The sequence below is a fragment of the Nocardioides mesophilus genome (assembly GCF_014395785.1).
Classification (GTDB): domain Bacteria; phylum Actinomycetota; class Actinomycetes; order Propionibacteriales; family Nocardioidaceae; genus Nocardioides_B; species Nocardioides_B mesophilus.
Genome location: NZ_CP060713.1, coordinates 241,830 through 256,824 on the forward strand (window position 1 = coordinate 241,830; position 14,995 = coordinate 256,824).

Consider the following 14,995-nt stretch of genomic DNA (forward strand, 5'->3'; position numbering starts at 1 on the left):
TTCCGGCATGCCCGCCACCTCGACGTACACCGGCCTGCGCAACCCCGTGGGCACGCACGTCCAGGTCGGCAAGGGGCTGGTCGCCGGGGCGCTGGTCGCCGCAGACGCGGTGGGCTGCGAGACCGTCCAGGTCTTCGCCGGCAACCCGCGCGGCTGGGCGCACTCCGCCGGTGACCCGGCGGTCGACGAGGCGTTCCGCGCAGGCTGCGCCGACCGCGGGCTGCGGGTGTTCGTGCACGCGCCGTACCTGGTGAACCTCGGCAGCCCGACCGCGACGACGTACGAACGCTCGGTGGCCTCGGTGGCGCACAACCTGGTCCGGGCCGCCGCGATCGGCGCCGAGGGCGTGGTGGTGCACACCGGCTCCTGCGTCGACGAGGGCGGCTACGACGCCGCGATGCGCCAGGTCCGGGAGGGCCTGCTGCCGGTGCTCGACGCGCTCGGCGACGACGGCCCGTGGCTGCTGCTGGAGCCGACCGCCGGTCAGGGCCGCTCGCTGTGCGCGGGGGTCGAGGACCTCGAGCCGTATCTCGGCGCGCTGGAGCGGCACCCGCGGGTCGGGATCTGCCTGGACACCTGCCACGTGTTCGCCGCCGGCGCGCCGCTCGACGAGCCGGGCGGGCCGACCGCGACCGTGGACCGGATCGTCGAGATCGGCGGCCCGGACCGGCTGCGGCTGGTGCACGCCAACGACTCCAAGGACGTCCGCGGCGCCTTCAAGGACCGCCACGAGAAGATCGGCGAGGGCCACATCGGCGTCGCCGCCTTCGAGGAGCTGCTCGCGCACCCGGAGCTGGCCGGGGTGCCGTTCGTCCTCGAGACGCCGGGCTCGCGCGACGTCGGCGACCCGCAGATCCCGCTGCTGAAGAGCCTCCGGCCGGCATGAGCGGGCGCCGTACCTCCCTGCTCGCCACCCTCGCCCTGCTCTCGGTCACCGCCGCCTGGGGCTCGACGTTCTTCCTGACCAAGGACCTCGTGGAGCGGGTCCCGGTGCTGGACTACCTGGCGGTGCGGTTCACGATCGCGGCGCTGGCGGTCTTCGTGCTGGCGCCGCGCGCGGTCGGCCGGCTCTCGCCGGGCACCCGGCTCAGCGCGGTGGTGCTCGGCGCGTTGTACGGCGTCGCGCAGATCCTGCAGACCACCGGGCTGGCGCACACCGCGGCCAGCGTGTCCGGCTTCATCACCGGGCTGTACGTCGTCGCGACCCCCCTGTTCGCGGCGCTGCTGCTGCGCCAACGCATCGGCCCGCTGACATGGGGCGCGGTGGTGCTCGCCCTGCTCGGCCTCGGGGTGCTCACGCTGAGCGGGTTCAGCATCGGCTACGGCGAGGCGCTGACCTTCGTCTCGGCGCTGCTCTACGCGCTGCACATCGTCGGGCTGGGCGCCTGGAGCACCGCGCGGGACGCGATGGGCATGACGATCCTCCAGCTCGCGGTGATCGCGGTGGTCTGCTGGGTGGCCACCCTCCCCGACGGCGTCCAGCTGCCGGCCTCGGCCGCGGACTGGACCTCGGTGCTCTACATGGCGCTGGTCGCCGGCGCATTGGCGATGGCCGCCCAGACCTGGGCGCAGGCGCACCTGCCGCCGACCCGGACCGCGATCGTGATGAGCATGGAGCCGGTGTTCGCCGCCTTCTTCGCGGTGCTCCTCGGCGGGGAGCACCTGACCGGCCGGATGCTCGTCGGCGGCGCGATGGTGCTGGCCGCGATGCTGGTCGCCGAGCTCGCGCCGCGGCGCCGGATCGAGGCCGAGGTGCAGCACATCGCGGTCTGAACCGGCGGGCAAAGGAGCCGGAAAAGCGGTGTCGCCGCCGGACCGGATGCCGCACGATGGCGCTCATGCGCGCAGAGATCCGAGAGCTCGACGAGTCCGACCTCGAGGCCGCCGGGCAGTTGCTCGCGCAGCGGCACCGCCGGCACCGGGAGCGGCAGCCGCTGCTGTCCCCGCGGTTCGAGGACCCGGAGACCGCCACCGAGGAGCTGCGCGGCGTGTGGGCGTCCAAGGACGCCTCCGGGACGGTCGCCCTGGCCGGCGGCGAGCTGGTCGGCTACCTCCTCGGCGTCCCCAAGGACAGCCCCGTGTGGGGCCCGAACGTCTGGGTCGAGCCGGCCGGGCAGGCGGTCACCGGCGACCCGGAGCTGATGCGCGACTTGTACGCCGCCGCGGCGACCCGCTGGGTGGAGGAGGGCCGCACCGCCCAGTACGTCCTGGTCCCGGCCACCGACCCCGGCCTCGTCGCCGCCTGGTTCCGGCTCGGCTTCGGGCACCAGCAGACCCACGCCGTACGCCGCCCGCTGGACCGGGAGCCGGCGGTGGCGCCGGGGGTGCGGCTCCGCCTCGCGGTCCGCGACGACATCCCGGTGCTGGCCCGCCTCGACGTGGCGCTCCCGGAGCACCAGGGCCTCGCCCCGTGCTTCTCCTCCGGCGAGACCGGCACCGTGGAGGAGGCGGCCCAGGAGTGGGAGGAGGACTGGGAGAACCCCGACTTCACCACCTACGTCGCCGAGCTCGACGGCACCGTGGTCGGCTCCGCCGTGCTCTGCTCGATCAGCCAGTCCAGCGGCAACACCAGCCTGATCCGCCCCGACGACTGCGGCTACTTCGCGTTCGCGGCGGTGATGCCGGAGGCCCGCGGCCGCGGGGTCGGCCGCGCGCTCGGCGAGCTCGGGCTGTCCTGGGCCGGCCGGGAGGGGTACGCCGTGGTGGCGACCGACTGGCGGCAGACCAACCTGCTCTCCTCGCGGGCCTGGCCGGCGCTGGGCTACGAGGACACCTTCTGGCGGCTGCACCGCACCGTGGGCTACTGACCCCTCCCCCGGACCGCTCCCGCCAGCGGGCCGCTGTCCGGATCGTGGAAACCGTGACCACATCGCGGTCAACGGTCGCTACTGTTCTCCTCGTGCAGCAGCAGACCTATTTCTTCGGCTACCCGCCCGGGGCACCGGCGCCGGCAGCCTTCTAGGCCTGCTCGCAGCTCGACCAACGCCCCTGGCCCGCACAGGGGCGTTTTGCATGTCCGCCCCCCTGACCCCGAGGTCGGCGGCGCCAGGTGGCACCACCCGACAGCACCACGAGAAGCAGGAACGAGAGGGATCACCATGGTCGTCGTCATGACACCGGAGGCCACCGACGAGGACGTCGCGCGCGTCGTGGAGCGGGTCGAGGGCGTGGGCGGTGAGGCGTTCGTGAGCACCGGCGTGGTCCGCACCATCGTCGGCCTGGTCGGCGACATCGACTCCTTCCACGGGCTGAACCTGCGCAGCCTGCCCGGCGTCGGCGCCGTGCACCGGATCTCCGACCCGTACAAGCTGGTCAGCCGTCAGCACCACCCGGACCGCAGCACCGTCTGGGTCGGCGGGGTGCCGATCGGCCCGGACACCTTCACGTTCATCGCCGGCCCGTGCGCGGTGGAGTCGGCGGCGCAGACCCTCGAGGCCGCCGAGATGGCGAAGGCCGCCGGCGCCACGCTGATGAGGGGCGGCGCCTACAAGCCCCGCACCTCGCCGTACGCCTTCCAGGGTCTGGGGGTGGCCGGCCTGGAGATCCTGTCCTCGGTGCGCGAGGCGACCGGGCTGCCGGTGGTCACCGAGGTCGTGGACGCCCGCGACGTGCCGGTGGTCGCCGAGCACGCGGACATGCTGCAGGTCGGCACCCGCAACATGGCCAACTTCGGGCTGCTCCAGGCGGTCGGCGAGTCCGGCCGGCCGGTGCTGCTCAAGCGCGGGATGACCGCGACCATCGAGGAGTGGCTGATGGCGGCGGAGTACATCGCCCAGCGCGGCAACCTCGACGTGGTGCTGTGCGAGCGCGGCATCCGGACCTTCGAGCCGGCCACCCGCAACACCCTCGACATCTCCGCGGTCCCGGTGGTGCAGGCCACCAGCCACCTGCCGATCATCGTCGACCCCTCGCACGCCGCCGGCCGCAAGGACCTGGTGGTGCCGCTGTCCCGGGCGGCGATCGCGGTCGGTGCCGACGGCGTCATCGTCGACGTGCACCCCGACCCGGAGACCGCGCTCTGCGACGGGCCGCAGGCGCTGCTCGGCAACGAGCTGCGTCTGCTCGCCCAGGCGGTGCGGCAGCTGCCGCCGGCGGTGGGCCGCGTGGACGCCGGCACGGTGGCCCGCGAGGCGGCCGGCGTCCGCTGACCACTCTGCGGGGGTCGCGACCGCAGCCGTGACTCAGCCCGCGACGGACGCCTTCAGCACCGAGGCGGCCGTCTCAGCCTGCTCCCGGCTGACGTCGAGGTGGGTGACCAGCCGGACCGTGGTCGGGCCGAGCGCGGAGACCAGCACGCCCTGGTCGGCGGCGGCGCGCACCACCGCGGCGGCATCCGGTACGTCGACCACCACGATGTTCGTGTCCACGGCCGCCGGGTCCGCTCCACACGCCTCGGCGAGCAGCCGGGCGTGCTCGTGGTCCTCGGCCAGCCGGTCCAGGTGGTGCTCGAGGGCGTAGAGCCCGGCCGCGGCCAGCATCCCGACCTGGCGCATCCCGCCGCCGAGCCGCTTGCGCCAGACGACGGCCTCCTGCACCATCGCCCGGCTGCCGAGCACCAGCGAGCCGACCGGCGCGCCGAGGCCCTTGCTCAGGCAGACGGTGAGCACGTCGGCCGGGCGGCCGTAGTCGGCCAGCGGCACCCCGCTGGCGACGTGCGCGTTCCAGATCCGCGCCCCGTCGACGTGCAGGCCGATGCCGTGCGCGTCCACCAGCGGGCGCAGCGCCTCGATGTCCGCGAGCGGCTGCACGGTGCCGCCGCCGAAGTTGTGGGTGTTCTCGACCGAGATCGCCTTGGTGGCCACGAAGAACGGCGAGACGTCCGGGGCGAACATCGCGGCGATCGCGGCGTGGTCGATTCGGCCCCGCTCCCCTGTCCAGGTGCGCATCGTGACGCCGAAGAAGGCGCCGTGCGCGCCGAGCTCGGCGCGGGCGATGTGCGCCGAGGACTCGCAGAGCACCTCCTGGCCGGGTGCCACCAGCGAGCGCACCGCCAGCAGGTTCGCCATCGACCCGGTGGGCGTGAACAGCGCGGCCTCCATGCCGAACAGCCCGGCCACCGTCTCCTCGAGCCGGCGGACGGTCGGGTCCTCGCCGTACACGTCGTCGCCGACCTCGGCGCGCGCCATCGCGGCCCGCATCCCCTCGGTCGGCTTGGTGACGGTGTCGCTGCGCAGGTCGATGTGGCTCACGGCGCCGATGCTACGGGGCCGCCCCGGACTGCTACGCCGAGGTGTGCGCGCTGCGGAGCATCTCGGCGACCAGGAACGCCAGCTCGAGTGACTGCACCCGATTGAGCCGCGGGTCGCAGACCGACTCGTAGCGGTTGTGCAGGTCGGCCTCGAGCAGGGCCTCGCCCCCGCCCACGCACTCGGTGACGTCGTCGCCGGTGAGCTCCACGTGGACGCCGCCGGGCCAGGTGCCCAGCGAGCGGTGCACGTCGAAGAAGCCCTGCACCTCGGCGATCACGTCGTCGAAGCGGCGGGTCTTGTAGCCCGAGGACGCCTCGAAGGTGTTGCCGTGCATGGGGTCGCACACCCAGGCCACCGAGATCCCGGCGGCGGTGACCTTCTCGACCAGGTTGGGCAGCGCGTCGCGGATCTTGCCCGCGCCCATCCGGGTGATGAAGGTCAGCCGACCCGGCTCGTTGTCGGGGTTGAGCTTGGCGGCCAGCGCCAGCGCGTCGTCGGGCGAGGTGGTCGGGCCGAGCTTCACGCCGATCGGGTTCCGGATCCGGGAGAGCAGCTCCACGTGGGCGCCGTCGAGCTGCCGGGTCCGCTCGCCGATCCACAGGAAGTGACTGGAGACGTCGTACGGCAGCTGGGTGCGCGAGTCGATCCGGGTCAGCGCGTGTTCGTACTCGAGGATCAGCGCTTCGTGGCTGGAGTGGAAGTCGACGCGGTGGAACTCGTCGGGGTCGGCCCCGATCGCCTGCATGAAGGTGAGCGCCCGGTCGATCTCGCCGGCGAGCTTCTCGTAGCGGCGTCCGACCGGCGACTCACGGACGAAGTCGGTGTTCCAGGTGTGCACCTGGCGCAGGTCGGCATAGCCGCCGGTGACGAACGCGCGCACCAGGTTGAGGGTCGCGGCCGAGGAGTTGTAGACGTCGACGAGCCGCTGCGGGTCCGGGATCCGCGACTCGGGGGTGAAGTCGAAGCCGTTGACCGCGTCGCCGCGGTAAGCCGGCAGCGTGACGCCGTCGCGGGTCTCGTCGTCGGAGGAGCGCGGTTTCGCGTACTGCCCGGCGAGCCGGCCCAGCTTCACCACCGGCACCGAGGCCGCGTAGGTCAGCACCACCGCCATCTGCAGCAGCACCCGGAGCTTGTTGCGGACGTTGTCGGCCGTGACGCCGTCGAAGGTCTCGGCGCAGTCCCCGCCCTGGAGCAGGAACGCCTCGCCGCGGGCGACCGCGGCCAGCTTGTCCTTGAGCTCGTCGCACTCGCCGGCGAAGACCAGCGGCGGGACCTTGCGGAGCTTGGCCACCGCGGTGTCCACCGCCGAGGTGTCGGGCCAGGTCGGCTGCTGCGCGGCCCCCATGGCGTGGAGGGTCGCCAGGTCCGGGACCTGGACGGCGGGCTGCGGACGCTGCTGACTCACCGTGCCAGGGTACGCCGGGGCGCGGCACCCCCTGCGCGGCGGCGGCTGCGCCGAGACGTCGCCGCCGGGACGCACACTCCGGCGGAAGCGTCTACTCCGGCCCTCCGCGCAATCCCTGTTGGCATTCATCTCGCGCAGCAAAGCGGGCTGCCCATTCGACCCCACGTCTGCTGACCGCAGCAACGCGGCCCTCGTGCTAAGTCGACGGCTTGCGAACGATGCGCCATACCTCTTCAGCGTCGGTAGCCTCGAGCCCGTAACCAGACGGCAGGTAACCCACCGGCAAGGCGCCGGGAAGACACGAGGCGAGGTAGGCGAATCGCCCGGGGTTGTTGTCCGTCCAGGCGTCCGCACGCGCCTCGGGTCGGATCATCAGACCAGTGCGATCGGCATTGAAGAGGACCCAAGGGCTCCAGCCACAATCGACGAGCACGATCTGATCGTGGGGTGACGTAAGCCGCCTCAGTTCGAGCGCGAGTCTGGGTACCGGAGGCGATGCCAGGTATTCACGCACGTCCGCGGCGCCCCTCGGTGTCGCCCAGGCCCCCGTCACGACGAGCAGCGCCAGCAGAGTGACCATGGCGCGCCGCGCCCAGCCAGCAACTGTCAGACGCTGGGCGCAAGTAGCCGCACCCACCCCGACCAGGCTGACGGCCGCCGGGTAGACAGCGATCAAGTAGTAACTGTGCACGACGAAGAGGTTCCAGAAGACCAACGGCGACCCGAGCACTGCCAATAGGAGGCCGACCAGCAAGATCCGCTCCCGCGGTCGGCCGAGCACGATTCCTGCCAAGGCGAACACGATCCCCAGACCGAAGAGCCCGGTCACCTCGCCGGTGAAGCGTTCCAGCACCAGCTCGTACGTCGCCGGGTCGAGGCGCTGGGCCACGGTCCCGAAGTTCCACGTCTGCAGGTGCTGACTTGTTAACCAGTCCGTCAGCGGAGACTGCGCCTTCACATTGTCAGCGTGGCGTGTCCACAGAACAAGGGGCAGAAGCGCCGAAGCCGGCACAGCCAGCACGGCGACGAGGGCCCGCCTGCGTACCGCTTTCCAGCGATGATCGAGGAGTGCGAGGCAGACCCCGGTTAGCAACCAGATGCCTGCCGTGGGAGCTGAGGTTACCTTCACCAGCACCATTAACCACGCGCTGAGCAGGGCCACCCCACACGCGAGCCGCGACCCTGTCCGGACGAAGGTATCGAGCAAGAGCACCATGAGGAGCCCAAAGGTGACGCTGGAGAAGTCAACCAGCACAGCGGCTCCCCACAGAAGGCCGAACGGAAGGACCTGGTAGAGCCCGAGCGCTACCACAGCACTGGCCTGGCCGTGCCAGCGTCGTAGCAGGAGGTACATCACGACCGCCGCTGCCTCGAACATTGCTAGGGCAAGGCCTCGGGACGCGGGAATGACGGGAACACCGAGGCGCACGATCTCCGCCGCCGCTGCCTGGAAGATCGGGAACTCGAAGGGAACGCTTCGTTGGGTACCGAAGATGGGAAGGGGGACGTTGAGCAGGTCTACCCCGTGACGTGCGAACTCCGAGACGGCGAAGGCAGTCTGGGTCTGGCGAAATGAGTGGCTACCAGTCAACGGGTGCCAGAGTTGCGGGATGCGCACCGTCAATCCAATTAGCACCAGGAGAAACGGTGTCCAGGCTTTCCGTCCCCGATTCGAGGCGCCACCTACGACTGTGACCGCGACGTTTTCGACCAGAACGTCGCGGTGCGAATCATCCACTCTGCGCCCCGCTGTCGAAACCCGGAATCAAGACCTAACAATGTTATGCGGCTGAGACCCGCTGTGAAGACCTTTTCGAGATTTTGCACAGGTCACAAACCCGCAGGGGGCTAAGCAACTTACGTCGCCATTCCCTAGTTTTCGGACGGTCAGTCAACTACGGCGTTGCTCAAGCAGGCCTGGCCGGACAGGCCGGTTGCCGTCCGGTGGTGGTATCAGCGAGGAGCCGCACTGATGCGGCACCTCTTCACTGTTGTTCGAACACGGGGTTCTGCGCTCGGCGGAGAGCGGCGTTGTAGTCGTGCTCGTCCTCGGGGACAGATCTGGGACAGCTCAGCATGCAGGCGGTGATGATTCGCCGGCCGACCAGGGCGGCGACCGTGTACTCGAGGTCGCCAGGGCTCTTTCGCCTGTACGTCAAGGACTTTTGTGGCGACCGCCTCGGTCTCGGGCTTACCGATGATGGATTCCCTCAGATCGGTGTCTCCCATGGTCCAGATGGAGAAGGTGATGCCCCCGGGTTGCGAGGTGATCGGTCTACCGCAGCGGTCTACGAGCGACCCAACGTCCGACTGACATACCAGATACCGGCTCAATGGGATCGCGGTGTCGGTCGCAGGCCCACATGGCGATCCAGCGATGTCGGTACCAGGGCGGGGACCTTCAACGTCGCGGCGTGTCAGCCACGATTAGCTAGGTGTGAAGTTCAGGCACGTTGGTCGAGATCTTGCGACGAATCGATCTGATTCCGCGCCGGCGCCGGGGACCGTGCTCGGAGAACACCCATCAGGTGCCTCGAGATCGTGACCCTCTGGTCATGTACGTGCCAAAACACGACTGGCGTTGGGGGGTCGGATGCGCCTGCGAATCGGGGCCTTGCGCGTGATTTCGTCTTCCTCGCGCACCCTGCGGTAGCTTTCTGGTCGCAGCGCTCTCCTCGCTGGGGCCGAGGGCGGTCGCCGGCGTCGATTCGGTCTGGACCACCCACCGACGCACGGTCCCATTCCCGCACGGCTAACGAGTGGAACTCGGCATCAGACGCAGAAGTGTGTACCAGTACGGCACGATCAAGGTCTGGAAGCGGGCCTCGCTAGCGGCCGTCGCTGCCAGCCCCCGCAGCGGCAAACGCGCGAGCCGGTGAGCGCGGGGCATCAGTTCGGCGAGCCGGTCAACCCGACTCGTGTCAGGCAAATGTGCATTAAGGTCACCGCCCCGACGGATCCCGGCAAAATACAGATCAAAATGGGTCGGCAAGTACCAGAAGCGCCACACGCTGAACCATTCTGCAAGGGGCATTTCCAGAAAGTCCGCCTCGATGAGGTTGCGGTAGTAGTCCAAGCCGACGCTTTGGGTGCCCGGCGACAGCGTTTCGTCGGTACGGCGCGTGCCGTGTTCGGGACGGCCCCGTGAGGCACATGAGAACGCCACTAGGCCGCCTGGCCGGGCGAGCCGGGACATGTTGGCAAAAGTCGCGCGCCAGTGCGGGTCATGCTCGAAACACTCACCAGAAATCGTCAAGTCGAACGATCCGTCAGCGTCCGCGATCTCGTGGCCGAAGCCAACCACGTCGACGCCCGGCCCGTCGTCGAGATCGACGCCGACATACTCGCGGGCTGACTCGAAAAGGCTACGGATGCTGCCATTGACGTCATAGGACCCAATTTCGAGAACCCGGCCTCCACGAACGATAGCGGGGTTCGCGTCGGCGACTGCCAGGAAGAACCCGAGCTGCTCAGGGTGACTCATAACAACAAGTGTTCCGGAAACAGAACGGGCGTGTCCGCCAAACGGGGAGGAATGCGCCCGACCTTGGGCTGCAACTTCATGCGCGGCGCGCCTACAGCACTTTGAACAACATCCCTGAAAACACCGTTCATGCCCGGACGCTCCTGGAGCTTCGCCTTCGGCGGCGCGGTACAGAGGACCGTGGCGACCAGGAAAGCCACCCTGATCTGACGAACCGTCATCAGATGGTCCCCGCCTGGATCGCCTCGGCGATCCACGGAATCACCTCGTCCAGCGTCTTGTCCAGGCTTGTCGTCGCGTTGAAGCCGAGCACCTCGTGGGCCTTCCGAACATCGGGCTCCCGACGCTGCACGTCATGCGCGAACGGCTCGTCGTGAATGACTTCGAGCGGATGTTGCTGACCGCACTTGCGCCAGATCATGTCGGCGAGCTCGAGCACGGTGGTGGACTGTGCGGTGGAGAGGTTGAAGTCCTCGTTGGTCGCACGCGAGGACTCCATGGCGAGAACGATGCCTCGGGCCAGGTCACCCCCGTACGTGTAGTGCCGGACCTGCTGCCCGTCGCCGAGAATGTGCAGAGGGTCCTGCCCCTTCAGGACCTTCTGCACGAGGTCAGGTACGACGTGGCTCAGGGCCAACTTGATGTTGCCGCTCGGGATCTCCACATCGCTGAGCGCCCGCCCTTCCCCGATCCCGACGCAGTTGAAGGGGCGCACGATCGTGAACGGCAAGCGGTATTGGTCCCAGGCAGCTCTTGCGAAGTACTCAACGGCGAGCTTCTGGAAACCGTACGACGACTCGGGCGGCGGCACACGCTGCTGATCGCCCTCGACCGATGGCCAGGAGTCAGTCGACTCGAAGACCATGGACGAGCTGAGATAGGTGACCTTCTTGAGCCTGCCCTGGCGGTGGGCAGCGATGGCGGCATCACAGGTGGCCGCGATGATGCGCTCGTTGGTCGCCAACAAGTCGTAGGCGAAGGTGTGGAAGTACGAGATGCCGCCGATCATCGCGGCACCGGCGACGAGGTGGTCACACTCGAGCAGTAGTCGCGTCATCAGATCGACGTCACGCGCGTCACCGACTACCAGGTCGTAGTCCGGGTGCTCGTCATAGGACTTTTGCACCGGGCCGTATTTCGAATAGTTGTCGAGTCCGGTCACCCGGTAACCGCGACTGAGCAGTTCTTCCACGACATAACCGCCGATGAAGCCGGCCGACCCCGTGACCAGGACTCGCTCCCGGTGTGGCACCGCGTTCATACATTTGCTCCGCTTCGATCATCAGTGTTCTTGAGGGCGATCCGGTCTGCTGCCCGGGCAACTTCATCGCTGGTCAGTTGCGGCCCGAATGCAAAGAAATACCACCGGAGGTACTTGACCACCCACTTCTGCATCTCGAAGTTGGAGTCGCCCAAGGTTCGGTCCAGCCAGATCGTCGGCAGCTCGGCGACGGGCAGTCGGAGCCGACGGGCCTTCGCGGTCAGTTCCAGACCGATCTCGAAGCCGCTTCGGCTGTGGATTCCGACTGACCTAACGAACTCCGTGGAGTACGCCTTGAAGCTGTTGGTGGCGTCAAAGGTTCCGACGCGAGCAAACCGACCCAGGGAACGTCCGGCGCTGCGGGAGAGCACGCCCTTGACCATCGGGCCCCCGACCTGCTGGCCCCCAGCGGAGTACCTCGACGCCGCGGCAACCACCACCCCGCGTTCCACGAGCCGCGCGAGTGCGTCGATCTGCCGAGGATCGTCACTCCCATCTGCCATTGTGATGACGCAGATGGGGTGGGACGCGCGTTCAATGCCGTAGCGGATCGCATTGGCGGGGCCGGGACCGAAGGTGTTCACCAGAAGTCGGATCCGCGGGTCTCGGCGTGCGTGATCCATCACCGTGGCCACGGTCGAGTCGTTCTCGAAGTCGACAACCACGAGAACTTCGAGGTCTGACTCCACCGCCTCGAGGATCCGAACGAGAACGGGAGAAATGGCGTCACCCTCCATATAGGCGGGGATCACCACTGAGACGGCAAGCATCAGACCCGGACACCCTCGCCGATGATGTTCCAGACGTCCACGATCGGAACGCCACATTCCCCCAGGCTTCGGTACTGACCGTGCGGGGCGGCGATCAAGAGCAGGTCTGCTCGCGCAAGGACGTCCTCCATCGGCACCAAGGTGTCGTCCGTGGTGACGAAAGGATCAGTCGTGAGAACTTCCAGCGTCCGGAAGCTCAGCAGTCGCTTGAGCTTGTACGCCAGGCTGGAGCGCGTGTCGTCGCTCTCCCCCTTGAAGGCCATTCCCAGGATGCCGACGGTCATTGAACCCAGGTCGTAGGTCTTCTCCAACCGCGACACCAGGTAGCCGGGCAGGCCTTCATTGACCAGCATCGCTGACTGACCGAGCGTGAACGTGTTCCCTGATACCGCCGCCAGCTGCATGGTGTCCTTGAAGAGACACGGTCCTGCGGCGAACCCAGGACCAGGCATGTCGGCCGCGCGGGGGTAGTCGTAGCTCAAGGCGCTACGGATCCGCTCGAAGTCGAGCCCCTGATCGTTGGCCATCATGAAGAACTGGTTGGCTGCGGCGAACTTGATGTAGCGCCAGGCATTGGTGAACAGCTTCGCGAGCTCGGCCTCCTCCGGAGAAAGCACGACGATGCTCGGAGTCAGCTTGCCGAACAGCGATGTGGCCCGTTGCACCGCGACCTCGGTTCGACCGGACACGATCTGCGGCAGCTCGAAGAGCTCGCTCATCGCTTTGCCCTCCGCAATGCGCTCGGGACAGAAAGCGATATCGACCAATTCCGCGTCGCCGTTGAGCAGCTGCTCGATGCGCCGAGTCACGCCGGGGTACACCGTGCTCCGAAGCACCAGGAGCTGCCCCGGGCGAAGGTGCTGCTTCAGCTCACGGACGGCCAGCGGCACTGCCTCCGGGTGCGGACTCAAGTGCTCATCCACCGGCGTGCCCACCACGACGACGAGATGTTCAGCGGCAGAGATCGACGCTGCGTCGGCGCTCACGATCAGGGTCCCCGACTCGAGCGCCTGAGCCAGCAGAGGCTGCAGCCCCGGCTCGAGAAAGGGAGCGGTCCCGCCGGCGATGGCCTCGAGCGCGTTCACGTTGAGGTCGTAGATGCACGTGCGCAGGCCCCGGGAGGCGAACGCGACCGCGAGAGGAAAACCTACGTGCCCGGCACCGCCCACCACCAGAACGTCATATTCGAAACGGTCCTGTTCCGACATGATTCCCCCTCACCGACTTCGTCTCGCCGGAAAGCAGGCTATTTGTCAGGCTCACCGATAGAGGGCGGAATCGGTGGGAATCCGCCACTGCGTCATATCCATGACCCATATGTACGGGTCCGCATGATCACTTCGGACTATCAAGTCGCTAAGACGAAACTTCGTCGGTCACTTCGGCAGCTGGTCGACGTCGCCGAAGCCTGTCCTCTTCGCCCGGATGCCCCGGTTGGTGAACCAGGTCAGCGCCCACAGCACCAGCCCGAGGGCGAGCAGGCCGCCGGCGATCTCGTACTGGAGGTAGTCCTCGGGGTCCCGCGCCCACGGCCCGACCAGGAACGCGCAGGCCACCGCCCCGATCAGCGGCACCGCGGTCGGGGCCCGGAAGCTCGGCGTCGCGGCCCGGTCGCGGCGCAGGACCAGACAGGCGACGTTGACCACCGAGAAGACCACGAGCAGCAGCAGCCCGGTGGTGCCGGCCAGCGCCTCCACGATCGAGCTCTCGGCCTGCAGCGTCACCACCGTGATCAGGCCGAGCGCGATCACGGTGGTGAACACGATCCCCGACCACGGCGTACGGCGTCGGGGCAGCACCTTGCCGAGGGAGCGCGGCAGCACGTCCTGCCGGGCCATCCCGTAGATCATCCGACTCGCCATCAGCATGTTGATCAGCGCCGTGTTGGCGACCGCGAAGACGGTCAGGAACGGAAACACGGTGTCGACCGGGAAACCGGGCACGCCGGTGCGGACGACCTCGATCAGGATCCCAGTCTCCCCCTCGAAGCCCTGGATGTCCTCGAGCGGCAGCACCATCACCACCGAGACCGCGACCAGCATGTAGATCACCACCACGATGCCGAGGCCGGTGAACATGGTCCGCGGGAAGATCCGCTCCGGCTCCTTGGTCTCCTCGACCATGTTCACCGAGTCCTCGAAGCCGACCATCGAGAAGAACGCGATGGCAGTGGCAACCGTGACCGCGGCGAACATCCCCCGGTCGCCCGCGCTCTCGAAGGTGACCACCTGGCGGACGTCGACCCCTTGGGTCACCATCACGGAGAACCCGACGCCGATCACGATCGCCAGCGCGGTGATCTCCACGGCCGTGAGCACCACGTTGAACTTGACGCTCTCCCCCACCCCGCGCAGGTTGACCGCGGCCAGCACCAGCATGAACGCCAGCGCGACCAGCAGCACCGCGGTGGTGGAGGTGGGCACCCCACCGACGGTGGCGTCCAGGCCGGCCAGCAGGTTGGCCGCCAACAGGTTCGAGGACGTGGACGCGCTGGTGATCCCGGAGCAGACCACGGTGAACGCCACCAGGAAGGTCACCGGGTGCAGCCGGAACGCCTTGTGGGCGTAGAGCGCCGCCCCGGCCGCCTGCGGGTACTTCGTGACCAGCTCCAGGTAGGAGCAGGCGGTCAGGGTGGCCACCGTGAACGCGACCAGGAACGGCAACCAGGCGACGCCGCCGACCTCGCCGGCGATGTTCCCGGTGACCGCGTAGACCCCCGCACCCAGGATGTCGCCGACGATGAACAGCAGCAGCAGCTTCGGCCCGAGCACCCGCTTCAGGCTCGGCTGGTCACCCGCGTCGGGCGGCGGCGCGCCGGGGACGTCGGCGGTCGAGTCGGTGCTCACGGTGGCGCCCTCCCCTCGGCCCGCGGGCGCCTCCCGGCGT

The 14,995-nt window shown here is 68.5% G+C and carries 13 protein-coding genes; 4 read left to right on the plus strand and 9 right to left on the minus strand.

Features of this window, described 5'->3' with window-relative positions; genetic code table 11:
* The first annotated feature begins 7 nt into the window (after positions 1–7).
* The 4 genes from H9L09_RS01050 (at position 8) to aroF (ending at position 4,148) form a co-directional block, all read left to right on the plus strand.
* Entirely contained in the window at positions 8–886 is an 879-nt protein-coding gene (locus H9L09_RS01050; protein ID WP_187578962.1) for a deoxyribonuclease IV, read from the plus strand.
* A complete protein-coding gene (locus H9L09_RS01055; RefSeq protein ID WP_187578963.1) occupies positions 883–1,773 on the plus strand; it encodes a DMT family transporter in 891 nt (296 codons plus the stop codon). The genes H9L09_RS01050 and H9L09_RS01055 overlap by 4 nt, the downstream gene beginning before the upstream one ends.
* 65 nt (positions 1,774–1,838) lie before the next feature.
* Positions 1,839–2,807 carry a GNAT family N-acetyltransferase gene (locus tag H9L09_RS01060; protein ID WP_187578964.1) on the plus strand — a complete coding sequence of 323 codons (969 nt, stop codon included), beginning with the start codon at positions 1,839–1,841 and terminating at the stop codon, positions 2,805–2,807.
* Between the two features lie 303 nt (positions 2,808–3,110).
* The gene (gene aroF / locus H9L09_RS01065; RefSeq protein WP_246456187.1) at positions 3,111–4,148 is read left to right on the plus strand and encodes a 3-deoxy-7-phosphoheptulonate synthase; all 1,038 of its coding nucleotides are present in this window, start codon (positions 3,111–3,113) and stop codon (positions 4,146–4,148) included.
* A gap of 33 nt (positions 4,149–4,181) precedes the next feature.
* Here the strand turns inward: aroF and H9L09_RS01070 are convergent, their stop codons facing one another.
* The 9 genes from H9L09_RS01070 to H9L09_RS01110 all read right to left on the minus strand — a co-directional run bounded on the left by H9L09_RS01070 (position 4,182) and on the right by H9L09_RS01110 (position 14,955).
* The gene (locus H9L09_RS01070; protein WP_343065169.1) at positions 4,182–5,189 is read right to left on the minus strand and encodes a threonine aldolase family protein; all 1,008 of its coding nucleotides are present in this window, start codon (positions 5,187–5,189) and stop codon (positions 4,182–4,184) included.
* 31 nt (positions 5,190–5,220) lie between these two features.
* Positions 5,221–6,534 carry a class II 3-deoxy-7-phosphoheptulonate synthase gene (locus tag H9L09_RS01075; protein ID WP_187580587.1) on the minus strand — a complete coding sequence of 438 codons (1,314 nt, stop codon included), beginning with the start codon at positions 6,532–6,534 and terminating at the stop codon, positions 5,221–5,223.
* A 256-nt stretch (positions 6,535–6,790) separates the two neighbouring features.
* The gene (locus H9L09_RS01080; protein WP_187578966.1) at positions 6,791–8,332 is read right to left on the minus strand and encodes a hypothetical protein; all 1,542 of its coding nucleotides are present in this window, start codon (positions 8,330–8,332) and stop codon (positions 6,791–6,793) included.
* A gap of 1,014 nt (positions 8,333–9,346) precedes the next feature.
* Entirely contained in the window at positions 9,347–10,078 is a 732-nt protein-coding gene (locus tag H9L09_RS01085; RefSeq protein ID WP_187578967.1) for a class I SAM-dependent methyltransferase, read from the minus strand.
* Positions 10,075–10,299, minus strand: coding sequence for a hypothetical protein (locus H9L09_RS01090; protein WP_187578968.1), 225 nt, complete (start codon positions 10,297–10,299; stop codon positions 10,075–10,077). Before H9L09_RS01090 ends, H9L09_RS01085 begins: the two co-directional genes overlap by 4 nt.
* Positions 10,299–11,339 (minus strand): NAD-dependent epimerase/dehydratase family protein, encoded by a 1,041-nt coding sequence (locus H9L09_RS01095; RefSeq protein WP_187578969.1) that lies wholly within the window; start codon positions 11,337–11,339, stop codon positions 10,299–10,301. Before H9L09_RS01095 ends, H9L09_RS01090 begins: the two co-directional genes overlap by 1 nt.
* Positions 11,336–12,109 carry a glycosyltransferase family 2 protein gene (locus tag H9L09_RS01100; RefSeq protein WP_187578970.1) on the minus strand — a complete coding sequence of 258 codons (774 nt, stop codon included), beginning with the start codon at positions 12,107–12,109 and terminating at the stop codon, positions 11,336–11,338. The genes H9L09_RS01095 and H9L09_RS01100 overlap by 4 nt, the downstream gene beginning before the upstream one ends.
* Positions 12,109–13,317 (minus strand): nucleotide sugar dehydrogenase, encoded by a 1,209-nt coding sequence (locus H9L09_RS01105; RefSeq protein WP_187578971.1) that lies wholly within the window; start codon positions 13,315–13,317, stop codon positions 12,109–12,111. The genes H9L09_RS01100 and H9L09_RS01105 overlap by 1 nt, the downstream gene beginning before the upstream one ends.
* A 168-nt stretch (positions 13,318–13,485) precedes the next feature.
* Entirely contained in the window at positions 13,486–14,955 is a 1,470-nt protein-coding gene (locus tag H9L09_RS01110) for an APC family permease (protein WP_187578972.1), read from the minus strand.
* Positions 14,956–14,995 lie beyond the last annotated feature (40 nt).